The organism is Modestobacter sp. VKM Ac-2984 (assembly GCF_026967985.1).
Classification (GTDB): Bacteria; Actinomycetota; Actinomycetes; order Mycobacteriales; family Geodermatophilaceae; genus Modestobacter.
In genome coordinates, this window is record NZ_JAPVBJ010000005.1 from 1 (window position 1) to 22,528 (window position 22,528).

22 protein-coding genes are annotated in these 22,528 nt (G+C 69.0%); 11 read left to right on the plus strand and 11 right to left on the minus strand.

Going from position 1 to position 22,528, the window contains the following annotated elements:
- Positions 1–649: 649 nt before the first annotated feature.
- Complete coding sequence (locus O2W16_RS11615) at positions 650–2,092, plus strand: DUF4062 domain-containing protein (protein WP_269158984.1); 1,443 nt, start codon at positions 650–652, stop codon at positions 2,090–2,092.
- Positions 2,093–2,262: 170 nt separating this feature from the next.
- Here the strand turns inward: O2W16_RS11615 and O2W16_RS11620 are convergent, their stop codons facing one another.
- A complete protein-coding gene (locus O2W16_RS11620; RefSeq protein ID WP_269158985.1) occupies positions 2,263–2,487 on the minus strand; it encodes a DUF2188 domain-containing protein in 225 nt (74 codons plus the stop codon).
- A 174-nt stretch (positions 2,488–2,661) separates the two neighbouring features.
- On the opposite strand from O2W16_RS11620, the gene O2W16_RS11625 reads away from it, so the two are divergent.
- A complete protein-coding gene (locus O2W16_RS11625; RefSeq protein ID WP_269158986.1) occupies positions 2,662–3,015 on the plus strand; it encodes a histone-like nucleoid-structuring protein Lsr2 in 354 nt (117 codons plus the stop codon).
- A 407-nt stretch (positions 3,016–3,422) separates the two neighbouring features.
- On the opposite strand, the gene O2W16_RS11630 is transcribed toward O2W16_RS11625, so the two are convergent.
- Positions 3,423–5,852, minus strand: a complete 2,430-nt coding sequence (locus tag O2W16_RS11630; RefSeq protein WP_269158987.1) for a hypothetical protein — start codon at positions 5,850–5,852, stop codon at positions 3,423–3,425.
- A 91-nt stretch (positions 5,853–5,943) separates the two neighbouring features.
- Complete coding sequence (locus O2W16_RS11635) at positions 5,944–6,465, minus strand: hypothetical protein (protein ID WP_269158988.1); 522 nt, start codon at positions 6,463–6,465, stop codon at positions 5,944–5,946.
- A gap of 212 nt (positions 6,466–6,677) precedes the next feature.
- On the opposite strand from O2W16_RS11635, the gene O2W16_RS11640 reads away from it, so the two are divergent.
- Together O2W16_RS11640 and O2W16_RS11645 are read left to right on the plus strand one after the other, a co-directional pair.
- The gene (locus O2W16_RS11640; protein WP_269158989.1) at positions 6,678–7,313 is read left to right on the plus strand and encodes a hypothetical protein; all 636 of its coding nucleotides are present in this window, start codon (positions 6,678–6,680) and stop codon (positions 7,311–7,313) included.
- A 328-nt stretch (positions 7,314–7,641) separates the two neighbouring features.
- The gene (locus O2W16_RS11645) at positions 7,642–8,793 is read left to right on the plus strand and encodes an IS30 family transposase (protein WP_269158990.1); all 1,152 of its coding nucleotides are present in this window, start codon (positions 7,642–7,644) and stop codon (positions 8,791–8,793) included.
- A 34-nt stretch (positions 8,794–8,827) separates the two neighbouring features.
- Here O2W16_RS11645 and O2W16_RS11650 read toward each other — a convergent pair whose 3' ends face one another.
- Both O2W16_RS11650 and O2W16_RS11655 read right to left on the minus strand, forming a co-directional pair.
- Positions 8,828–9,616 carry a class I SAM-dependent methyltransferase gene (locus O2W16_RS11650; protein ID WP_269158991.1) on the minus strand — a complete coding sequence of 263 codons (789 nt, stop codon included), beginning with the start codon at positions 9,614–9,616 and terminating at the stop codon, positions 8,828–8,830.
- Between the two features lie 187 nt (positions 9,617–9,803).
- Positions 9,804–10,178 (minus strand): hypothetical protein, encoded by a 375-nt coding sequence (locus O2W16_RS11655; protein ID WP_269158992.1) that lies wholly within the window; start codon positions 10,176–10,178, stop codon positions 9,804–9,806.
- 646 nt (positions 10,179–10,824) lie between these two features.
- On the opposite strand from O2W16_RS11655, the gene O2W16_RS11660 reads away from it, so the two are divergent.
- Positions 10,825–11,136 (plus strand): hypothetical protein, encoded by a 312-nt coding sequence (locus O2W16_RS11660; protein ID WP_269158993.1) that lies wholly within the window; start codon positions 10,825–10,827, stop codon positions 11,134–11,136.
- A 342-nt stretch (positions 11,137–11,478) separates the two neighbouring features.
- A complete protein-coding gene (locus tag O2W16_RS11665) occupies positions 11,479–12,612 on the plus strand; it encodes a DUF3644 domain-containing protein (protein WP_269158994.1) in 1,134 nt (377 codons plus the stop codon).
- Positions 12,613–12,736: 124 nt separating this feature from the next.
- Here O2W16_RS11665 and O2W16_RS11670 read toward each other — a convergent pair whose 3' ends face one another.
- The 3 genes from O2W16_RS11670 to O2W16_RS11680 form a co-directional block, all read right to left on the minus strand.
- The gene (locus O2W16_RS11670) at positions 12,737–13,012 is read right to left on the minus strand and encodes a hypothetical protein (RefSeq protein WP_269158995.1); all 276 of its coding nucleotides are present in this window, start codon (positions 13,010–13,012) and stop codon (positions 12,737–12,739) included.
- Positions 13,013–13,830: 818 nt separating this feature from the next.
- A complete protein-coding gene (locus tag O2W16_RS11675) occupies positions 13,831–14,199 on the minus strand; it encodes a hypothetical protein (protein ID WP_269158996.1) in 369 nt (122 codons plus the stop codon).
- 49 nt (positions 14,200–14,248) lie between these two features.
- Positions 14,249–15,025 carry a tyrosine-type recombinase/integrase gene (locus O2W16_RS11680; RefSeq protein WP_269158997.1) on the minus strand — a complete coding sequence of 259 codons (777 nt, stop codon included), beginning with the start codon at positions 15,023–15,025 and terminating at the stop codon, positions 14,249–14,251.
- Positions 15,026–15,240: 215 nt separating this feature from the next.
- Here O2W16_RS11680 and O2W16_RS11685 point away from each other — a divergent pair, with 215 nt between their 5' ends.
- The 3 genes from O2W16_RS11685 (at position 15,241) to O2W16_RS11695 (ending at position 18,039) form a co-directional block, all read left to right on the plus strand.
- Positions 15,241–16,533: a WD40 repeat domain-containing protein gene (locus tag O2W16_RS11685; protein WP_269158998.1), complete on the plus strand. Its 1,293-nt coding sequence runs from the start codon at positions 15,241–15,243 to the stop codon at positions 16,531–16,533.
- A gap of 406 nt (positions 16,534–16,939) precedes the next feature.
- Positions 16,940–17,164, plus strand: coding sequence for a hypothetical protein (locus tag O2W16_RS11690; protein ID WP_269158999.1), 225 nt, complete (start codon positions 16,940–16,942; stop codon positions 17,162–17,164).
- Positions 17,164–18,039, plus strand: a complete 876-nt coding sequence (locus tag O2W16_RS11695; RefSeq protein ID WP_269159000.1) for a hypothetical protein — start codon at positions 17,164–17,166, stop codon at positions 18,037–18,039. Before O2W16_RS11690 ends, O2W16_RS11695 begins: the two co-directional genes overlap by 1 nt.
- Before the next feature lie 13 nt (positions 18,040–18,052).
- On the opposite strand, the gene O2W16_RS11700 is transcribed toward O2W16_RS11695, so the two are convergent.
- Together O2W16_RS11700 and O2W16_RS11705 are read right to left on the minus strand one after the other, a co-directional pair.
- The gene (locus O2W16_RS11700) at positions 18,053–19,732 is read right to left on the minus strand and encodes a bifunctional 3'-5' exonuclease/DNA polymerase (protein ID WP_269159001.1); all 1,680 of its coding nucleotides are present in this window, start codon (positions 19,730–19,732) and stop codon (positions 18,053–18,055) included.
- 60 nt (positions 19,733–19,792) lie between these two features.
- Positions 19,793–20,011 (minus strand): hypothetical protein, encoded by a 219-nt coding sequence (locus tag O2W16_RS11705; protein WP_269159002.1) that lies wholly within the window; start codon positions 20,009–20,011, stop codon positions 19,793–19,795.
- A 125-nt stretch (positions 20,012–20,136) separates the two neighbouring features.
- Between O2W16_RS11705 and O2W16_RS11710 the strand changes: the two genes are divergently transcribed.
- Entirely contained in the window at positions 20,137–20,898 is a 762-nt protein-coding gene (locus O2W16_RS11710; protein WP_269159003.1) for an enoyl-CoA hydratase/isomerase family protein, read from the plus strand.
- Between the two features lie 76 nt (positions 20,899–20,974).
- Here O2W16_RS11710 and O2W16_RS11715 read toward each other — a convergent pair whose 3' ends face one another.
- Positions 20,975–22,015, minus strand: a complete 1,041-nt coding sequence (locus O2W16_RS11715; RefSeq protein WP_269159004.1) for a YihY/virulence factor BrkB family protein — start codon at positions 22,013–22,015, stop codon at positions 20,975–20,977.
- Positions 22,016–22,314: 299 nt separating this feature from the next.
- Here O2W16_RS11715 and O2W16_RS11720 point away from each other — a divergent pair, with 299 nt between their 5' ends.
- Positions 22,315–22,494, plus strand: coding sequence for a hypothetical protein (locus O2W16_RS11720; protein WP_269159005.1), 180 nt, complete (start codon positions 22,315–22,317; stop codon positions 22,492–22,494).
- The last annotated feature ends 34 nt before the right edge of the window (positions 22,495–22,528 follow it).

The following is a 22,528-nucleotide window of genomic DNA, read 5'->3' on the forward strand; positions in this document are numbered from 1 at the left end:
GCCGGTGACGCCCACGAGCACCCCGCCTCGGCGACGGGACGCCCCTTCGTACCGCAGGTGCAAGAGGTGTGTCGGACGCTGCGTTCTGCTTGGGGACGTCGCCTGGTGGGCTGACATCAGCGGAGGGGGGGCACTGACGAGCGGCCCGTCCACGGGTGTGGCGTCAACGCATCCGCCTGTGGGTCTGAGAGCCCTGACGAGAAGGGCTTGGTTCCCGCGGTGCCCCACTGCAAGCCGCACGAGCCGCACCGGGCGCATCAGCCACGCAGCGAAAGCTGTTCATACGTACTGCGACCCTCGAGGGGTGACGAGACCTTCGACCCTCGAGGGGTGACAAGACCGAGCTGATCAACGCCCGAGGGCCTCAGCGCACCGTCGACCAGATCGAGTGCCCTGGCGCCGGCGGGTTGCAGCTTCTCGAGCACGACCACCGCGCCGTGGTCGACTGCGGCGACGTCGGCCCACGCCGCTGGCCCACCTGCGGCCTTGCCGGTCGCGCTGACGCCGGGTCCCCATGCCCGGGACGCTGGATCAGGGGTCCGACAGGGACCCGCTAATAGCCTCCTTTATCAGCGGGTGAGGCGGATGTCTGTCCCGCGGGTCATGTGAGCCGTCGCGGCGCAGCAGTGTCAGGTGGTAGAGCTGGGGGGTGACCGGCAAGCGCTATCAGGTTTTCCTCAGCTCAACCTTCATCGACCTAGAGGACGAGCGCCTTGCCGTCACCCAAGCGATCTTGAACTTGCGTGGCATTCCAGCGGGGATGGAGCTGTTCCAGGCCAGCGCCTTGCCGCCGTGGGACGTCATCACTCCGATCATTGACAGCACTGACTACTTCGTGTTGATGCTCGCAGGCCGGTACGGCTCTATGACTGATGGAAATATCAGCTACACGGAGCGTGAGTACGACTACGCACATGCCCGCGGCATCCCAGTTCTTGCGTTTACTCATGGGGCGCCGCAGGACATCCCCGCCAAGTTCGTCGACACGGGGCGCCGGGCAATAGCACTACAGACGTTCCGCCAGAAAGTCAGCAGTCGGCATACGACCGTCCAATGGCGCGACTCTGCTGGGCTCGCACAAAGGGTCACGACAGGTCTTGTCAATGCCTTTGAGGTAGCTCCCCGTCCGGGTTACGTTCGGGGCGGCGCCCATCAACTGCTGGACGTATCCGACCAAGCTCGCACCCCGTCTCTTATTCACGAATCGTCGGCGGCAAGGCAACTGCCACAAGTCGACCCCCTAGTTCCGCGCCAACACGCTTTCCGATACCGCTCCGAATATGCGTGGCCGCCAGGCAGCGGTGGCGTCCCGGCGGGGTGGTCCAGTGTGCCGCTTCTTATGCTCCGCGCCACTGCGGTGCTCACCCCGGCCAACGTCGATACTGTCGAGCGAATCCGACCTGAAGACCGCGCTCGGCTGACCGCGGCCCTCGACAACGCGGCCTTGAGCGAGCGACTTCGCAACCTCTTCCGGCAACATCGGCCAGCATCGGCATCGGGCTACCTTGACGCCGAGCCACAAGCTCTCCCCGCAGAATGGCATTTACCGCCGGGAGGTCATCAGACCACCGCGGACGCCACCTATCGGCTGGGCGGAGACGCTTCTAGTGGTGTCGGGTCCTTGATTACTGTCACCATGCCGCGCATAGGCAGGGGTGACCTTGTTCGGATAACCGTCGATGTTGCAATCTCAGTCCGAGCGCTATTGTCCCTGGTCGAGCTTGCAACTGTTCTGCGCGATGCGCTGAGCGGCGCCGCAGTCACCGTGCCTCATGCGCTGGCCAGCCTGTTTGCTCCTGAGGCAGCGGTGAACCGAGTTGAGTTGCACCTGCTGGCCGACAACGCTGACGGACAGAATCAGAGTCGCCCAAACGACCTTGACCACCGAGTCGACTGGGGGCCGCTGGGTAAGAGGACGCGAAATTTTGGCCGATCACTGGGCACGTCCGTCGAAGTGACTGGCTCGCTGACGGAACGGACCACTATTGATCTAGTCGTTGGGGCCATTGAGCAGATGGTTCTCGATGGCGGCGCCCCTGACCCCACGCAGGCCGTCGAGGACCTCCGGCGCGCACTTAATCCTGAAGCTTGACGGTACTTACGCAGAGGCATCGAGCTGCATGAGCTAACAACTTGTTAAGTGGACGCGAATATACTCAGGGACTCGACTGCCCTCAGAGTGTCGGGCGCGCGTTGCTAGGCCACGGCACCAGCCGACGGCGCGGATGATCACCCCCGCGACGTCGGCCGGCTGGCAGAAAGTCAGCCCCTCGGCGGGGAGTCGTCGTTGCCGTAGCTGTTCTTCTGACCGATCCTGCCATCCAGGTTCTTGATGACGTGCTCGACACCGTCACGCTTGGCGGCCGCGCGCCCTTGCGCCTGCTGCTCGGCCTTAGTGCCTCCGGTCGCGAAGGCGCGGGTGCTGCCTTCCCGCCGGCTCTTCCACTCGCCGCCGTCGTTGTAGGTCTCGATGTTGGCCTTGGGCATGGCTGCTCCTCGGATCGTGGACCCGCCGATCGAATCCACCACCGATGATGGAGCCAGCCACCGACAAGTCGCGCCGGATGCGGACTCGAAAGCCCGCCAGCTCACCGCACATGCTCCTGGACCGGGTGAAGTAGCTTGTGATTGACCGGATGCTCAATGTGTAAGGAATGTTCAGTGGCTCGCAAGACGACGATTGTGCTTGAGGACGACCTGACCGGGCAGGTGCTAGAAGAGGGGCGCGGGGAGACCGTCGCTTTCGCCCTCGATGGTCAGAGCTATGAGATCGACCTATCGGAGGGGAACTCCGTGCAGCTGCGGGCGGACCTGAGCCGCTACGTCGACGCCGCCCGGAAGACCAGCGCGTCACGAGGTGGGACGCAAGGTCGGAAGGCCGCGAGCAGCTTCGCAGCGGCGGGTCGTAAGGACACCGGTGAGATCCGCAGCTGGGCCCGGGAGAACGGCCACGAGGTATCCGAGCGCGGCCGGATCCCCACCGCAGTCGTCGAGGCCTACGACGCAGCGCACTGACCGGCTCATCGCCGGCCACGACGGTTCAGCATGATCCGGCGCGTCAGCCGGTTCTCGTTCACGCCGGCGTGGAGATAGCCCCGGGGGGCACGAGACGGGGCCTTCGACTTGCCGGCAGGTCCTGCACCGGCCGGCGGCCTCGGCTGGGTTGATGCGCTGCCGAGGTAGCTGGCACGGCAGGCGCGGTTGCTGCGTGAGCTGATCGGGGCCGTGGAGAGCGGTCATCTCCGGGAAGCCCTGGAGCTGGGCGGCTGGTCGCTGATGAGTTGTCCGACCTCGATGTCGGTCTGTGGCATGCGCCCGGCGACCGGCCCGCGGACGCCTCGGCCTACCACGCAGCACCTGTATGACGTGGTCTCAGGCCGAACACGCGAGCCGAGCACCCCGCCCCGCGATGAGGGCTTACCTCAACTCCCCCAAGGTGCGCTGACCTCCCGAGCCGGCCGAATGTTCAACTCGTGGATCAGGGCATCGAGCTCGGCATCAGGCTTCCAGTGCTCATCAAGTTGGACCAGCAGCAAGGGAGCGTCGGGGGCATCAGCTTGGACTCCGATTCCCGTCCACGTTGCGGCTTGTTGTGTGTGCTTCCGCATTCTGCACAGCTGGTCGAGGAGGCGCTTGACGTCGTCGCGATCACTGCCTGGAGGACCGGCTAGACCGCTGATGCCTGACGCGGAAGTGAAAGGGCCTTGAAAGCACATGGTCAGGTTGCGGGCCGTGCGAGATTCGCGAGCTCGGCGGATGAGCCAGCGCGGCATGCCCCCCAACTTCTTGCGCACCTGATCATCGACTTGCTGGAGGTTGATGACTGCAGTCGTCCAGCCTTCGGGCCGTTCGCGTTCTAGACGTTGCAGCAGTGAGACGAAGGTGGGCGGATTCCACGTCTGGCGCGGTTTGGGTGCTGGCGTCCGGCGCAGACCGGTGGCGAACATGTAGTACGCGTCGAGGGCATCGGTCTGGGAGGGAAGAAGTAAGCGCGTGTGTGGGCGTCCTTCCTCGTCCAGGAAGTTACCCATGTAGAGCCCTTCCGAGAGGAAGAGCATGAAGAGGTCGAGTTCCTCGGCGACGCTGAGCATGCTGAGGTCGATGAGCCGCTCATGGTGATCTAGGTATGCCAGGAGTTGAGCGGGTCCTTCGGTGATGTCGGTGATCACGCGGAGGTCATGAAGGCTCACCAGCCAGGGTGGCGTTCCGTCGAAAGCCACGACGTTCTCACGGATCAGTTCGTCGACCGTGCCTGCGATCGTGGTCACGTCGTGAAGCGTGACCGCGATTGGTAAGACACGTTTGATGTGTTTGAGGTCGATGGGGCTATCAGATCCTCGCTGCCGGATCAGGCCCTCGGACAAGATGGCGTCTCGAACCCGGTCTGCTTGGTGCAGTGTGTCCTCGACCATCCGTCCGAGGTCCCGTCGTAGCCGTAGTGCATCACCGGTACGGGCACGGGCGCTGAGCCCGACACCCTTCGCTTCGACGGCGATAGCTACCCGGTCACAGATGATGAGCGCGTCGAGTTCCCGAGCTGCCCCGTCACGATCGATGTACTCGAGATTGCGTAGGACTCGGTCCGGGCGCAGGACGTCGACCAGCGCTTGGATGGATGTGTCTTCCATCCAGTCCGCCGTGTGTTTGGCGTACTTGGGTCGTGCGTTCTGCGGCAGGCTGGCTTCCGCAACCTCTCGCAGTGCGAAGAGCATCAGGCCTATGTCTAAGGCGTAGTAGAGGTCGTCGTCGGTGCGCACGATGGGTCGTAGACGCCACTCGTTCCGCCCGTGTAGAAAGTCGAGCACGGCAGCGTGCGCCGAGAAGCCGGGGCCGCGCAGACGCTGTGAGAAGGCCCTGAGGACCGCCTCCACGCGGTCGAGGGGACGGCCGGCGAGCTCCGCCAGCGCTACGGCACTTCGTGCGGCGCGCTGGCCCAGTCGATCGGTGCCCACGGTCATCGCAAAGGCGCGTTCCATGCGCTGGGTCTCCGCGCCGAGCGACTCTCGGAGGCGCACGACTTCCAGGTCGGTCGCTTCTCGAAAGGCGCGAATCTCCGTGCGAGCATGACCGATCGAGGCGTGGAAGGCATCGTTGAGTTGAGCGTTGAAGACGTCAAGGACAGCCAAGGCATCGGTCATCTCGAAACCGCAGTGCTGCAGCACCAGCTCGGCGATACCAGGACGAGAGAACTGCTCGACCAGGGCGCGTCGATGCTTGTGCTCATACTCGATGTTGCGCAGTCCCACCTCGCGGCTGCGCATGCGGATGGGGATGTATTCGTTGCGCGCGGCCTCCCCGGCCGCCATCGCCCCCGCAATCTCGCGCACGGTGGCGACATCCAAGACTTCTTGGAGCGTTGCAATCACGTCACGGCACATTTGAGCGACGTGACCGGGATCGGCTAGGTCGTGCCCATCTTGGGTCAGGGATGCCATTGCGGGCAACGAGCCGACTCGTGCATCGACCGGGTCGCGGGCGAGGAGGAGCAAGCCAGCCAGCTCGACTACGGCCAGGGAGCCCTGGAAGGTGCTCTCCTGATAGGTCTCGGGGTTGAGTGGGACGTTGGACATCCGCAGCCAGGCGAGCGCATCCAAGGGATGCCAAAGTGCGAGCGCCTGTTGCGCCTGTACAACGAGCGATGAGACCTGCGCGTCGGCACGGTCTGCCACCAGCGACCAGTCGCCGTCGGCCTCCGCCAAAAGCGTTTCGATCCGCTCGACGTGGCCACTCAGACGGCGGTGAAGCAGGTCATCTGCCTCGTTGCTGCGACCGGGGCGAGGACTGTGGCTGGTCCGGCCCTTGCGCCGGGGGGACCTGTGTCGTTTCGTGTTGTGCTTGCGCTTTCCGCTCACTCCTGAGTTGTATCCCGCTGGTCTGACAGTCCGTGGCCCGTTCGCGCTTCGCCAGCCTCCACACCACCGACCGTTACGTGATGTCCTTTATCTAACGGTGCGGTCGAGGCCGGGCGTGAGCACGGAGGCGAGCCAGCAGACCAGGGCGCCGAGGCTGCGATACGGAAGGGATAGGGCCGCCCGGCCACGCCCCGTGGTCGAGGTAGGCAGCGAGGGCAGCAGCTCCCTGGCGGACAGGTGCCTCGTCGGAGTTGAGCAGGGCCTCGCACAGCCGATGGCCTAGATCGAGGTCTTCTTGACGCATCCGCCACTCGTTGTGCACTGCGTCGCCGATCCATGCCGTTGTCAGGTCTCGTGGGTCGGCTTCGGCAATGGCCCGGGCGACGGCGCGGGCGCCGGCCAGGTCCTTGCGGGCCAGGAGTGCTTCGGCGGTCTCGTAGGTGACCGCGGTGTTCTCGTCATCCAGTAGCAGGCGATGGGGCAGCGCATCGACGGTCGACTGCCCTGCGAAGGAGGCCAGGCGTAGACCTGCCTCCATCCTGTCGGGGACCTCCTCGGAGATGGCCAGCTGCAGGACCTGCGGGGGCACCTGTGCGTCGGGGGCGTCGCTCATGCGGCCATCATCTGGGGGCGCCAGTCCTCGAGCGGTTCGGTGCCCCCTGGACAGCCGCGTTGTGGTGCGCAGCCGGCTGACCCATGGAGAACGTCCTTGATCTAACGGTGATCGCGGACGCTCAGGTAGCTGGTGAGGACGTCGGCATGCAGCCGCGTCGAAGACGCGTGATGACCTGTGGGCTGGTCGGCCGCTGCTGGTAGACAGCGGGCATGGCGCTGACCCGAGCTGAGGCCTTGGAGCTGCTTGACCACCCTCGTTCCCCGCAACGACGCCGAGGTGCCAAGCGGCTGCGCGGCCTGGCCGATGCCTCGACGGGTCCCGCTGTTCGTGCCGCTCTCGAGCGCGAAGTGGGCGACGAGCGGACCTGGGAGACGCGGTACCAGATGGTGATGGCCCTCGCCGTCACCGGTTCACCCCAGGACGTGGACTGGTTGAAGGACCTGGCGGGTCATCCTCGCGAGGCCACGATGGTCAACCACGGCCTTGGTGGTGCCATCGTCCGTCTCGGACGTCAGCATCCGGACGACCCGGAGCCGGCTTTGTGGTGCCACCGCCAAGACGTCGATTTACTGGCCGAGGGCGCCCAACGTGCCGTCGCCGTCCTCCAACTGGTGCTTCCGTCCGACGCGATCGCGGTGATCGCGGCCGAGGCGGATCGGCGTCTAAGCGATCCGCAGCATCCGAACGACGAGCTGGGGGTGTGGGCGCTCATCGCCGCAGCTGGCTGGTCGGGGCCCCAGGTCGACGCCTTCCTCGACAAGTACAGGGACGATCACCGCGCGAGCATCGCCGATGCAGCTCAGCAGGCACGGCAAGGGCGATACAGGAAAGACAGCTACCTCTGAGTGCGCACGGGCAGCGTGCAAGGCACACCATGACGGCGCCGTCCGGGCGTACAGGACGCCGAGCAGTGTCACCAGGAGCACGACCACTGCGTCGGTGAGGGTCACATCGGCGGACCAGCGGAGCGACCCACAAGCATCAGGGGTCGCCGGATTCGGGCCGTTGATTTCGGGCACGAGTTCTGGGCCGGTGAACCCATCGGCCGACCTGCGCAAACGCCCGACGACTGAAGGGGTGCGGGAGGCGGCCCAGAAACGGGGGCGGTCTCAATGGGTGCGTGCAACAGCCTCTGTGGATGATCACGGGCTCGTGGTCTGAGAGGCGGTTGGCGTGAAGTCGTTCGGGTTGTCGGTGGAGCAGCAGGAGCAGCTGTGGGTGCAGTGGCGGTCGGGTCAGTCGCTGCGCCTGGTGGCCCGGTCGATGGGGGTGTCCCGCGGGCCGATGCGCAGATACGTGGAGGCTTGCGGTGGGGTGCGGCCACCGGCCCGTCGGCGGGGCCGACTGGCGCTGACCGCGGCCGAGCGGGAAGAGATCAGCCGCGGGATCGCCGCCGGTGCCACGTGCCGGGCGATCGCCCGGGGCCTGGGCAGGCCGGCGCCCACGATCAGCCGAGAGCTGGCCCGCAACGGCGGGCGGGAGGCCTACCGGGCCGCGGCGGCCGACGCTGCCGCCGATGTGCGGGCGCTGCGACCGAAGCCGGCAAAGCTGGCCGTCCATGGCCGGCTGCGCGCTGAGGTCGTGCGGGGGTTAGGGCTGGAGTGGTCTCCGCAGCAGATCGCGGCACGCTTGGTCGTGGACTTTCCCGACGACCCGGACATGCGCGTCTCCCACGAGACCATCTACCTGACCTTGTTCGTGCAGGCCAGAGGCGAATTGGCGCGCGAGCTGACCAGGTCGCTGCGCACCGGGCGGGCCACCCGCCACCCCCGCGGCGCCAAGCTACCAACCGGCCGCGGGCAACTCCGGGACACCATTCCGATCTCCGCCCGCCCGCCCGAGGTCGAGGACCGGGCGGTGCCCGGGCACTGGGAAGGCGACCTGGTGCTGGGCAAGCTGCCCAGCGCGGTCGCCACCCTGGTAGAGCGAACCAGCCGATTGGTAGCGCTGGTGGCCTTGCCCGAGGGCAAGAAGGCCGAGCAGGTTCACCCTGCCCTAGCTGCTGCGATCCAGGGGGTGCCGGCCCAGCTGCGCCGTTCCCTGACCTGGGACCAGGGTAAGGAGATGGCCGAACACGCCCAGTTCACCGTCGCCACCGGGGTCAGCGTCTACTTCTGCGACCCCAAGAGCCCTTGGCAGCGAGGCAGCAGCGAGAACACCAACGGGCTCCTGCGCCAATACCTGCCCAAGGGCGCTGACCTGCGCGCATTCACTCAAGACGACCTCGACGCCATCGCCGCACGCCTCAACGGACGACCCCGAAGAACCCTGGGCTGGAAGACTCCCGCCGAAGCATTCAACGAGGCCGTTGCGCAGACCCGTTGAGACCGCCGGCGTTTCCGACATGGTCGAGCTGGGCTCAGGTGTTCGCGGTGATGAGGCGCAGGGCGCCGTCGTACTCGGCCAGCTCGCGCACGTGGCCATGCGCCTGGTCCCAAGCCCCGCTGGCCAGGTCTTCTGCAAGACGCTCCAGGCCGCGCTGCACGGCAGCTGGGTCGGTCAGACTAAAGCCGGAGGTGGCGGCACGGACTTCCGGGCGGAGGAATGCCTCCGGGCGGGCGTAAAACGCCTCCCCGAACCCGTCGACGCAGTCAGCAGGCACCGGCACCACCTCGACGCGCACCCCGGCGCTGCCGTGGGCGAGGGTGCTGGTCAGCTCCTCGATCGTCGGGAACCGCGTTTGGTCGAGGGCGATGACCTCGGGGAAGTAGTCGTTCAACCAGAAGTCCTGCAGCGCCGGTGCGTCGATGGTGAGGACGACGACCGGACCACGGCTGACCCGTCGCATCTCGCGTAGGCCTTGCTCGATGTCGCTCCACTGGTGGACGGTCACCGTGGCCATGGCCGCGTCGAAGCTGTCGTCGTCGAAGGGCAGCCGCTCGGCCGCCGCGTCGACCGCCGGCGCCGCCGTGGCAGGACGCTGCGCGCGCATCGCCGCCGACGGCTCGACCGCCAGCACGTACCGGTCGGTCGGCTCGTAGGACCCGGCCCCGGCGCCGACGTTGAGCACCGTCCGGCTGACGCCGAGGGCCGCGTGCACCTTCCCCTCGATCCGTGGGTCGGTCTGACGCAAGACCGCGTAGTCCTGGCCATGCCGCTCGTAGTCGAAGTCGCCGGCCGGGCGCTCACGGTTCGTCACGGGTCCCATCACAGCACCACGTCCGGCAACCGATCTGAACAGCTCGTCGATCGGCGGCCCAGCATGGTCGGCCCCGCAGCTCCGGGGAGAGGAGGTGGCCGAGAACGTCCTTTATCTGCCAGGTGGGCGATAGAAAAAAGGGCGGCGTCCGTGTGGACGCCGACCCCGTCGTGCCGCGCTCTGCCGCCTTCCCCGGCTACTTGGTCTTGCGCTGGTTGTTGATGGTCCGTCCGATCGTGCGCTGCCAGACGGTCGGGATGATGACCCCCAAGATCATCACCACGATGCCGGGCAGGGCCGCAGCGGTCACCCAGATGATCGCCCCGAAGATGACCAGGACGAGCGCGGCCACGAGAGAGGCGACCGGAAGGGTGGCCTTCGCCTCGACGCCGGTGAGGCTGGCCTTGAGCTCGATGGCCGGCGCCGTGATGAAGGCGTCGTCCTCGGGGGGCGGCGGCGGACCGCCGTACTCGGGCGGGGACCCAGCGCTGCTGGAGACAGGCTGCGGGGCCGGCGTGGGGGCCGGGGTCAGGTCAGGGTTGCTCGCATCGTCGTCGTCGTGCTCGGGCATAGCGGGTCTCCTCGGTGTCGGTGTCTGTACCGCCCCGGGCGGGGCGGTTGGTGCATGTGGGTGGTGCACATGACTGGTTCCTCCTGGTGTCCACGTGTCGCGCTTGTGGTGGCCCCATAGTACCAGCGGGTACGACAAGAACGTCCTCTGTGTGACAAGTTCTGCACGCCCTGTTGTTATCGCTGGATGGGGTGTCATGTCAGTAAGACTGGTATTGCTAGTGCGACGGGTGTACCGTCATCGTCATGACATCGACCGGGCACTGCAGTGAACCTGCAGCTCAGCGCGCCAGGGGCGTGTCACGGCAGGATGCGAGGACTGTGCGGCGGCGAACCGCCGCCTAGGTCCGGACGATCGAGGAGCGGTCGCAGGCCACGACAGCTCAACGGGTGATCGCAAGAGCCCACTCGGTCAGCACGCCCCGATGGAGGGGTCTGGGGACGAGTCGTCCCCAGGAGAGAGCACACAGGTAGCGCAACGCTCGACCAGGCACCTTGACGGTGCTGTGGTCACCCAGCCGGTGCGCACGTCGGCGGGTTGCTGCGCGGGAAGATCCGCGCTGGCCCGCATGACCCCTGCGCAACAGCTATCACCGCCAGAGAGCGCGGAAATATGCCAGCCAAGCGGGCTGGCTCAGGAGGACACCATGACGAACACCGTGAACACCGAACGACCCGCAACAACCGAACCGGACACGACCCAGCAGCCGGGTCGCAGGCGACCCACCCCCAGCACCGACGGAGGTGGGGAGGCGCCTCGACGCCTCGTTGTCGAGCTGAACAAGCGGCCCGCCCAGGACCTGCAGTGGCTCGTCGACGTTGAGGAGGCGAACAAGACGACGATCGTGAACCGAGCACTCCAGGTCTACAAGCATGTCGTGGAGCTGCAGCTGCGCGGTGGATCGGTTTTGCTCGAGGACCCAGACAGGGAACAGCTGGAGCGCATGCTGATTCTTTAGGAATGAAGCGAGGCCTCAACGGCCTACAACTTCTAACTCTGCGAGCGGCTGCGCTGCTGCTCACGTGGCGAGATCCGGTGGGCAGTCGTGCTCGATGGCCGCGTCCCTTAAACAGGTGGCGCGGTCATCGCTGGCTGCCCACCTGCTGTTGAGGTGCCGAGAGCCCGCGGGGATCGAAGAGGTCAGGCCGCCAACGCCTGGAGGAAGACGCCGCACAGTCGATCGCCGAGGCAAGCCTCGGCCGGTCCGTCCAGCTTCCGATGGGCAACCCCCGTCAGCGCAACTACGTTGGCGTCCCCCACAGAGGGAGTCCGTGTGCCCCGCCCACGCAAGCACTGGCCGATGGTCGAGGCCTCAAGGGACGAGGCATCCCTGGCTGTTCGCCTGTACAACGATCCCGCCGAGGTCCGTTCCTTCGAGGCCTTCGTCGTCCACATGCACCTCGCGTGGCTCTACCTCCTCCACGCCGAGTTCACCAGGGACGCCATCGACTTCCGCTACCACCAGAAGGACAACCCGCGTCTGCTGGAGAAGATCGACGGCGAGCCGAAGCGGTGGGAGCTGGCCAAGAGCGTCCGCGAACGGTGGACGAGCGATCGCGATCCCGTCCGCGCCAACATCGAGTTCTTCATCGGTCTGCGCAATAAGGTTGAGCACCGGTTCGCGCAGCAGCAGCAGGCGCTGTCAGCCGTCGTCGGTGGCCAGGCACAAGCGCTCCTCCTCAACTACGAGGAGGAGCTGGTCGCCCAGTTCGGCAGTAGCGCCTCCCTGGCGACCCGCCTGCGGTTCCCGGTCTTTATCGGCTCCTTCACCGATGAGGGCGAGCGGAGCCTTCGGAGGCTCCGGAAGACGCTGCCGGCACCACTGCGGAGGTACATCACCGAGTACAGCGCCAACCTCGACCAGACCGTGACGGACGACCCGCGGTTCGAGCTTCGCCTGCGCGTCTTTCAGGAGCTCGCTCCCAAGGGCGACCCGGACGCCCTGTCGGTGCAGTACACCCGGTTTGACGACATGACCGACGAGCAGAAGGCAGCTGTCGAGGCGGCAGGCAAGAAGGGGCTCGTCGTCATCAAGGAACGGAAGAGGGAGGTCGTCGGCTCTGGCTTGAAGAAGCCGAGCCAGGTGGTGAAGGCGGTGCAGGCTCAGATTCCCTACAACTTCACGATGGGGCACTTCACGAAGGCCTGGAAGGCGATGGACGTCCGTCCCCCCAGCGACTCCCCAAACCCGGAACGGACCCTCGAGCAGTACTGCACCTACGACGAGCGACACAACGACTACGGCTATAAGGACGCCTATGTCCGGAAGCTGATTCAGAAGTGCGCGACAGAAGAGGGGTTTCGAGCTCTGCTCGGAACGGCTCCCAAGGACAAGGTCACCGGGCAGTGGGTCGGCGAGCCGCCGCCCAACAGCGTGCCGCCGTGGAGACGGGCGGAGCCGGCCGGAGCAAACGAGGTCCAGGCGTCGGCGTAACCGGCATGTGCTGAGTTGGCCTGGCAGCTACGGGGGCGGCTGCCAGGCCGAGGCTGCACGCTAGCGCGCCCGATCACAACGGGGGTGCGTCTTCCTCGGCGCGTTCGATGTTCCAGGCCGGCGTTCACCGGCCGACAGCGAAGCCGAAACCGGGCGCGATCTCGCGGTGGTACTCGACGCAGCCGAGCCACCCATCGCCGCGGTTCTCGCTCTGCTGCCAGCCGTGCAGCAGAGAGGGGGCGTGCCACTCACCGTTCCACCGGACCCGCACCGGGACCGGTGGGTCCATGCGTCGGTCGGCCTCCTCGAGTGCGAAGGCGAGGTTGTCGGAGGAGGTGATGAGGAGGTGGTCGGGAACCGGCAGCAGCTGCGGTGGCGGGCCGGAATCACGAAGTGGCACCACCCCACTATGCGACTGCCACCCCCGGCCGCCAGCTCCACCACCGCAGTCCTGGCGGCCAACCACCCCCCGCCCCCTCCGGCAAGAAGAAGTCAGCGGGCGCAAGAGGCCGTAGAGGTCAAGGTGGAGCGCTCGGAGCGGAGCGAGGACGTACGACCTTGACCGGAGCGGACGCGCCCGCAGGCTCGGATTGCTGGGAGGGGAGCGGAGCTCCCTCAGCGCCGGCGTAGCCGGCTCAACCGCCGGGTAGGTCGCCTGGTCGACCGGAGCTTGGCCGGGTGCGGAGTCGACTCCCATGACGCTGCGGTCAGGACGTTGGCGGATCGCGAGGTCTGATTGGGCGGGTCGCAGGCGGCGCGGAGCGTCGCCTGCCCGGTTTCAGATACAGAAACAGCACGGACCGATGAACTCCTTGACCGTGCTCGCTACGTTCCCGTCCGTTGCGCGCGAACTGAGGTTCGTCCCGAGGCGCTGAGCGACACCGGCGCCCACAAGACGCCCACAGAAGGGTCCTTACCGCTCGTTCGCGATCATGTCCTTCCAACGGTGAATCCGCTGGTCAATGCCTTTATTGGTCAGTGAACGTGCAGGTCACGGCACTATATCGTCCGAGCTTTTAATCCGCGGGTTGTGGGTTCGATCCCCACGGGGCCCACGCGTTATGGGCGTTGACCAGTGAGTTCACCTGTGCGCGGTCGTTTCGGGGTGAAGCCCAAGGACCTGATCCCTCGGAAACCCCTCGTTTTGCGCGGTGGTCGCTTCGTCTGCTCCAACGCGTCGAGAGCCGAAGCCTCAGGCGATGGTCCCGCCTGGCCCGGTCAGCTCGCGCCGGTGATACGGGAGTACGGCTGATGAGACTTCAGCTCGCCCAAGCCGAGCTTCTCCTTTTTGGTGATGGCTTGACCGCCCAGCACGCGTTCGATGAGGCGCAGCAGATCGGTCACGTCCTCAGGCCCGCGTAACAGCCACTCGCTCACGAACTCCGCCTCGGCGCCAGCATCGAGGATGGCCAGGTTCTCGACGAGGTCGATCCCGAACGGGCACTGGGCGGCCTCTCCGCGGACAGCGACGTGATCGGGACTCTCCTTGACCTCGCAGACGTAGTCCGCGAGGAGGTGGCCTAAGCCCTCCCGTAGCAGTGGCTGGTACGAGGGGGCTGGGCGTCGCTTCTGCCACGGCCAGCCCATGTGCGCAGCTTCACGGCTGACCGGCCAGGCTCGGCTTGACCGTGTCCCCCTACAGGACGTCGGCAGCCCGTTCGGTGATGGCGCGACGGCTCATGTAGCGGTCCATGGTCATGCTCGGCTTGGCGTGCCCGAGCTGGTTGGCGACCTGCCGCCCGGAGACACCGTCCTCGTCCAGCCACGTTGCTGCTGTCTTGCGGAACGTGTGTCCGGTGGCCCACTCGAACCCGGCGGCGTCCAGCAGTGCCCGCACGTGCTTGGTGGTGTTGGAGGTGTCGCGCAACATGCCCATCGGCGAGCAGAGCACCACGTTCCACTCGTTGGGGATGGCGTCGATCTTGCGAGTCAGAAGACGCGAGACCAACCACGGGGGCAGTACCAGAGTTCGGGTGCTTCCTTTGGTCTTGCCCTTCTGCTGCAGCACCAGTCCCTGGCCGGGCACGCGTACAGGGAGAGACCCCAGCTTGACTGTGCCCACCTCCAGGTCCAGGTCAGACCAGCGGACGCCGCAGGCTTCTCCGACTCGCGCCCCAGTGCCGGCCATGAACGCCAGCAGGTCACCGAGGTCTCGGCGCTGAGCCGTCGGGTCGGCGTCGGCGAAGGTCAGGAGGGCTTCTCGTTCCTCACGCGTGAACGCCCGCTGGAGGTCGCGCTTGGTCTGCTTGGCCGGCACGCGGACGCTGCCCACGTCGCGCACAGGGTTGTGGGGGATGGCCTCGTGCCGGACGGCGAGGTGTAGAACTCCGCTCAGGACCGACCGTGCCGTCTTCATCGCGTGGGGGCCGCTGGTCTCCCCGATCCCTCGCAGCCACCGCCCGATGCTGACCACCTTGACCTCGCGGAGGGTCAGGTGGGCGAGTGAGCCCCATCGATGATGAACTACCCGCTACTCCGCGGGTTGTGGGTTCGATCCCCACAGGGCCCACTCCTGCGGACCGGCGATCTCGCATCACGCGTGAAGGTCACCGTCTCTTCTTGCTCCCTTGAGGTGCTGGCCGCCTCAGCAGGTGGCCGCACCGACCGGTCGGGCTCCATGCTGGGGCCGTGGGCACCCGGAGACGTCTCCCGCTGGCCGTGGGCGGACTGGCCCTGCTGCCCGCCCTGGTCGTGGCCCTGCTGCCCGGCGATGGTCCGGCTGCTGCCGATCACGGCGTGGCAGCCGGGATCCCGGACCGGATGGCCGGCTACTCCTACCTGACCGGCGACGTGTCCGACTCCCCTCCCGGGCGTGCGGTCGCCCTCTTCCAGCACGGCTGGGGCGTGGAGTTCATGGACTTCCCGCAGGCGGTCGCGGTCGGTGCCCACGGCGACGTGTACCGGCGGGTCGACCTCGCCGAGGACCGGGCCGGCCCGGAGACCCAGGGCGACCCGGCGCCGATGCTGCTGTCCCCGGAGGGCACCCGGGTCGTCGTGGGCGATCACGACAGCGACCGACTCGACCTGGCGGTGCTGGACCTCGGGGACGGCGAGGTCACCACGCACGCCCTGCCTGAAGGGCACAGCGCCGTCCCCGTGGCCTGGTCCCCGGACGGGCGGCTCGTCGCCTACCTGGCCGGCGCCACGCCCACCAACCCCTACAGCGGGATGCCGATCGAGGGGGACGTCGGCCTGCTCGACGTGTCCAGCGGTGAGGTGCACACGCTGGCGGGGGCCACGGAGGTGTCGACGGCGGCGTTCTCCCCGGATGGCAGCGAGCTCGCCGTGCAGCGCTCCTCCACCGCCGGCGGGACCGTGGAGGTGTTCGACCTCGAGGGCGGAGGACGGCGGAGCCTCGACCTGCCCGCCGGGCACCAGCTCGGCGGCGCGGACGCCTGGTCCCCGGACGGCGCGCTGCTGGCCACCTCCCGCGTGCCGTTCCCGTGCCTGGACCTGGTCGAGGAAGCCCGGTGGACGGCGTGCCAGGAAGAGTGGGAGTCGATCCCCGACGTCATCGCCTTCGTCGCCGCGACCGGCCGGCCCACAGAGGTCCCCGAGCCCCTGGAAGGGGCGGTCGCCGAGTCGCGCCGGGTGCTGGGCTGGGCGTCGCCGCGTGAGGTGCTCGTCCTCTCCGCGCGCACCGATGGCGACGGCAGCGACCCGGACGAGTTCTGGGTGAACCGGGTGTCCCTGGACGACGGCGCCATCGAGCGGCTCAGCGTCGTCCCCACGGGCGGCAACTACGGGGTCGGGCGCTTCCAACTGGCGACATCGCTCGTGCCCGATCTGCAGGTGCGGTCCGCCGGCGAGCCCGACCGCGGACGATGGCCGATGCCGCTGCGGGTGGCCCTGGCCCTCGTGGCGGCGGCAGCCGCCGGCCTCCTGGCCCCCACCGTGGCGCGGGCGTCGCGTCGCGGCTGACCGGCAGGACCGCAGACGCTCTCCGTCGGGTCCCCCGTCCTCACTCGGACGGTGCAGCTCCAGCACCAGGTGGTGCCCGAGGAAGGGTCTTCAACCCTCCACGAATCGCGACTCCGACATGTGGGCGGCCGTCTGCGGAATGGCGGGCGCAACATGCCGAATCACCGGTCCGAATCTGGATGACCGCGCCTTCATTCTGGGAAAGCCCAGCTCAGCGCAGGGAAGATGTCGACAAGGCGGCTGTTCAGAGGCCGGTCATCGACCGTTCGGGTGGCTTGCACAACGATTCGGTGACGGGACTGTGATGACGGTGTGAAAGCGCGTCGTCCGGCGCGGCGGGAGCCCTAGCTTTTGGCATGTCCGCGGCACTTCCCCAGCCGCGACGGACTGCACCGAGGAGCCCTCTGTGAACACCGCGCTCGACCTCGCACCCCGCCCGTCGTCCACCGTGATCCCGACGGAGGAGGAGCTGGACCTGGCCGCCCTGCTCCAGCTGTTCGAGCCCGGGGAGGACGAACCGACGTCGGTGCGCACCTCCCTGCGGTCGTCCGCCACCTCGCTCCTCCGGTGGGCGCAGGGCTCCTCGCGTCGGGCCGCCAGCTGGGGCGCCGTCTCCGCCGGGTGGCAGTGATGCTGCTCTGGCCGGTGGTCGCGGTGGTCGGTTTCGTGGTGCTGGCTGCGCTGGTCGTGGCCCTCGCGCAGAGCTCGACCGCGCGGTACGAGTTCGAGCGCAACCAGGTGCAGGGCCAGCAGGCCACGGCCGAAGCCGAAGCCTCGGTCGCGGCCCCGGTGGCGGTGGGGGCAGCAGCGGTCTCCGGCGGTGCGGTGGCCCTGCCGCGGGCCGCTGAGCCGGCCAACGTCGTGGCGCCGGTGGCCACCTCGGGCATGGCGGCGCACCCGGCGGGCCGGCAGGGCGGCGCGCAGGGCACCCCGCCGGCCTGGTGGCTGGTCGAGGAGTCGGGGGACGGCGCACGCGAGCAGGTGCTGGCAGGACCCTTCGTCGACCCGATCGAGGCGGACTGGCTGGCGATGTCCGGTGCACCGGCGGGCGCCGGTCGCGCCGTCTACGGCGTGCTCCGCTCGGACGGCCGGTTGGTCCGCCGGCAGCTGCCGGCGGAGCGGGAGTGGCTCAGCGACCTCGGGGACCAGCTCGACCGGCTGCCCGAGGAGTGGGACGGGCCGCTGGCGGACGAGGACGACCTCGTCTCGCTGGGGGTCGAGGTGGCCGCGGCACTGCTCGAGGCAGGGCTGCAGCTGCACGACTGCGCAGGGGAGGGGCCGGCCGGCGGGGTCTGCCTCACGCCCGAGCCCGGGCACCCGGGTGTGCTGGTCAGCTGGCATCAGCACGACCGGATGAGCCGCCACCAGATGCGCGGCGCCGACGCGCACGAGGCGGTGCAGCGCACGATGAACGCCGCGATCGCCGAGTGCCTGCTGCAGCTGGGCTTCGACGTCCAGCCGTTCGGCACCACCGGCTGCTCGCTCGTGGCGGTCGACCCGCACTGAACCGGCCGTCGGCTCAGTGCGCGTCCGCCCAGGAGTCGACGACGGAGACGTCGAGCGGGAAGTCGACCGGGAAGCCGCCGAACAGCAGCCGGCCGGCCTGCGCCGCGGCCTGGTGCACCGCCGCCGTCACCTCTCCGGCGAGGTGGGCGGGGGTGTGCACCACGACCTCGTCGTGCAGGAAGAAGACCAGGTGCGGGCGGTCGGTGAGCTCGCCGGCGCCACCGAGCCGCCAGAGCCGGTTGCGCAGGTCGGCCAGCCAGCACAGCGCCCACTCGGCACCGGTGCCCTGGACGACGAAGTTGCGGGTGAACCGGCCCCAGGCGCGGCGGTCGCGGGCGAGCTCCTCGGGTGGCACCCCGTCGTCCGCGGGCTCGAGGGAGCGCTCGGCCCACGCGCCGGTCGGCGGCGGGGACCCGCGGCCGAGCAGGGTGTGCACCACCTCGCCCCGCTCGCCGGCCCGGGCGGCCTCCTCGACCAGCCCGATGGCCTGCGGGTAGCGGCGCGCCAGCCGGGGGAGCATCCGACCGCTCTCGCCCCGGGTGCCGCCGTACATCGCGCCGAGCATGCCGAGCTTGGCGTCGCTGCGGCTCGGCACGGCGCCACTGTCGACCATCGCCTGGTACAGGTCCGCCGCCCGCGCGGCCTCGGCCATGGCGGTGTCGCCGCTCATCCCGGCCAGCACCCGTGGCTCCAGCTGGGCGACGTCGGCGACGACGAACTGCCACCCGGCGTCGGCGACGGCCGCCGGGCGGATCTGGGTCGGCACCGACAGCGCCCCGCCGCCGGAGGACGCCCACCGGCCGGTCACCACCCCGCCGGGCAGGTACGTGGGGCGGAACCGGCCGTCGCGCACCCAGCTGTCCAGCCAGGCCCAGCCGTTCGCCGCGAGCAGCCGGGACAGCTTCTTGTACTCCAGCAACGGCGGGACGCCGGGGTGGTCCAGCTGCTCCAGCGTCCAGGACCGGGTGTCGCTCACCGGCAGCCCGGCGTTCTGCAGGGCCCGCAGCAGCTCGACGGGGGAGTCCGGGTTCAGCTGCGGCGCCCCCAGGGCGGCGCGGATCTCCGGGACCAGCGCGTCGAGCTGCGCCGGCCGCTGCCCCCGTGGCGGGCGCGGGCCCATCAGCTCGGTCAGCAGCCGGTCGTGGACGTCGGCGCGCCAGGGGAGCCCGGCGTGCGTCATCTCCGCGGCCACCAGGGCGCCGGAGGACTCCGCGGCCAGCAGCAGGGCCAGCCGCCCGCGTTCGGGCGCCGCGGCGAGGGCCGCCTGCTGCCGGCTGTGCTCGGCCGCCGGGTCCAGCCGCTCGGCCAGGTCGTCGAGGGCGAAGAGGGCGTGCTCCTCGGCGGCGACCGGGGCGAGCGCGTCCCAGGCCGCGGCGTCGTCCCCGGCGAGGGTCGTCTGGTCGACGAAGGGGGAGTGGCGCAGCAGCGCCCGGCTCAGCCGCAGGTCGCTGCAGCGCTCCACCCGCACCCCGGCCGCCAGCAGCGCCGGGTACCAGCGCGTGGTGTCGTCCCAGACCCAGCGGGTGCGCTCGCGCTGCCGCACGAACCCGGGCAGCTCCTCCTCCGGCAGCCGCACCGGCGGGCCGGCGGCGCCGCCGGAGAGCTCGCGCGCCTCGACCCGACCGGGTGCCGCGCGGACCAGGAGCACCCGGTCAGGGACGCCGTCCTCCGGCGTCGGCCTGCCCGTGGTCACCGCGGCAGTCTGCTCGACGGGGACGACACCCGACGGGAACGGCGCAATCGGTGTTGCCGGTCAGCCGCCGTACTGGCAGGCCGGGCAGAGCCCGGTGTCATCGGGCACGTCCTCCACCGGCACCACCTGCACGTAGGTGCCGCACAGCGCCGGCACGTCCTCGTACGACTCCAGCGCAGGGCGCCCGACGGCCGCGTCGACCGCGTGCAGCGGCCCGGCCAGCTTCTCGCCCACCGGGTCCTGCGCCGTCCGCCGGGCCCGACCGATCAGGTTCGCCATGGCACCCACTCTCCCTCACGTCCGCGTCCGCCGTGGTGCCACCACCGAACGGCGTCCCCGGCCGCGTGGTCTGATCGCAGGGACACGGTCGGCACCGTCGCCGGCCGACGACGCGAGGGAGTCGCATGTCCGGCAGTCCAGGCCAGAGCTCAGGCGAGGTCCAGCTCGAAGTGTCCGACGGCGTCGCCGTCGTCACGCTCAACGCGCCCCAGCGGCGCAACGCACTCACCCCCGCGATGGCGGCCGAGCTGATCGCCACCTTCGACGAGGTCGACGCCCGCGAGGACGTGGGCGCGCTCGTCGTGCAGGCGGTCGGGAAGTCGTTCTGCGCCGGTGGCGACGTGCAGACCCTGACCGACGCCGGTCGCGACCCGGCGGCACCCGAGGCCTACGCCGGCATGGGCGCCATCTACGACTCCTTCTACCGGCTCGGTCAGGTCCGGGTGCCGACGATCGCCGCCGTCCGCGGCTCGGCGGTCGGCGCCGGGATGAACATGCTGCTCGCCGCCGACCTGCGGATCGTCGCCCGTGACGCCCGGCTGATCTGCGGCTTCCTCAAGCGCGGCATCCACCCCGGCGGCGGGCACTTCGTGCTGCTCTCCCGGCTGATCGGGCGGGAGGCCGCCGCGGCGATGGCGCTCTTCGGTGAGGAGGTCGACGGCGAGGCCGCTGTCCGGCTGGGCCTGGCCTGGGAGGCCCACGACGACGACGCCGTCGAGGGCCGCGCCCGGGAGCTGGCCGCCCGGGTGGCCCGGGACCCGGCGCTGGCCCGGCTGGCGGTCGGCAACTTCCGCAAGGAGACCGGGCCGCCCGGGGTCAGCTGGGAGATCGCCACCCAGTTCGAGCGCCCCGCCCAGATGTGGTCGATGCGCCGGCCGACCGACTGAGGACGCACGACGGCCTGACACGCGACGGCCCCCGGTCCAGCTGGACCGGGGGCCGTCGCGTGTGTGCAGGGGTCGATCAGGTGGTCTGCTGACGCTTCGGCTCGTCCCGGGCGTCCAGCTGGATCTCCTTCTCCGCGCGCGGCACGCCGGCCTTCAGCTCCTTGCTCCGCTCCATCTCGGCGTCGAACTCGATGCCGAACAGCAGGGCGAGGTTGATCAGCCAGAACCAGATCAGGAAGATCACCACGCCGGCCAGCGCCCCGTAGGTGGCGTTGTAGCTGCCGAAGTTCGCCACGTAGAAGGCGAACAGCGCGGAGGCGACGACCGCCACCAGGATGGCCACGCCGGCACCGGGGCTGATGAACTTGAAGCCGCGGAGCTCGGCGTTCGGGGTGGCGTAGTAGAGGACGGCGATCATCAGCGCCAGCACCACCAGGATGACCGGCCACTTCACCCACGTCCAGATGGTCAGCACGGTGCTGCCCAGGCCGAGGGCCTGACCGATGGCGTCGACGACCGGACCGCTGAGCACCAGCATGGCCAGGATCAGCGCGGCGAACAGGATGCCGATCAGCGTGACCAGCAGCTGCAGCGGCTTGAGCTTCCAGATCTTGCGGCCCTCGCGGGTCTCGTAGACCACGTTGGCCGCCCGGGTGAAGGCACCGACGTAGCCCGAGGCCGTCCAGATGGCGCCCAGCAGACCGAGGACCAGGCCGAAGCCGGCTGCGGTGGGGCTGCCGGCGATCTGGTCGATGACCGGGTTCAGCGTGTCGGCCGCCTGCTCGGGCACGACCTCGGTGAGCGCATCGGTGAGCTGCTGCGGGTTGGTCAGCAGGCCGACGATCGACGCCAGGGCGGTGAGTGCCGGGAAGAGCGCCAGCACGCCGTAGTAGGTCAGCGTGGCCGCCCAGTCGGTCAGCCCGTCCTCGCTGAACTCCTTGGCCGTGCGCTTCAGCGTCCCGCCGGCGCTCGTGTCGGTGTCCGCGCCGGTGGGCGCGAAGTCCGCCCGCTCGTGCGTGATGTTGTCGTCGCCGGGAGCGATGTCTCGCTCACGGCTGTCCTGCGCAGTGTCACTGCGCGCCCCCTCGTGGGGGTCGCGCGCACTGGCTCCGGCCATTCGTGGCCTCCGGGGATGTGGCGCCGTCATTGTCGAGCGGTGGGTGCCCCGCCCCGGCCCCTGGCACTCCTCCGGCGGGAGAGAATCCGACACCGGGCGGTCCCGGGTGGTGTGAGGGTCGGGGCGACCCCGACGTGCCTGGTCGCCCGCCCAGGACGGGTGCGAGGAGCGTCACAACTCGTTTGGGTGAATTTCGGGTGACCTGCGGTTCGTCGCGCGCCGGACCGGGCAGTGGACGCCGGACGGAAGTCGCCGGGCGCGTCCCGGCGAGCCTCGGAGAGAAGCATGGAGAGCGACAGATGGTGTTCTGGCCGGCGCTGACCCTGATCGGGTTCCTGGTCCTGACGGCCCTGGTCATCGCGATGGGCACGCAGTCCACCGCGCGGTATGAGGCGGAGAAGCGCGCAGCATCGGGTTCGCGCGCACGGCACGTGGCGGCCGACAACCGCTCGTCGCTCCCCGCGAACGCCGTCTCCTGACCTCCCCGGCGCCGCTGCACTGCCCCACGACGGC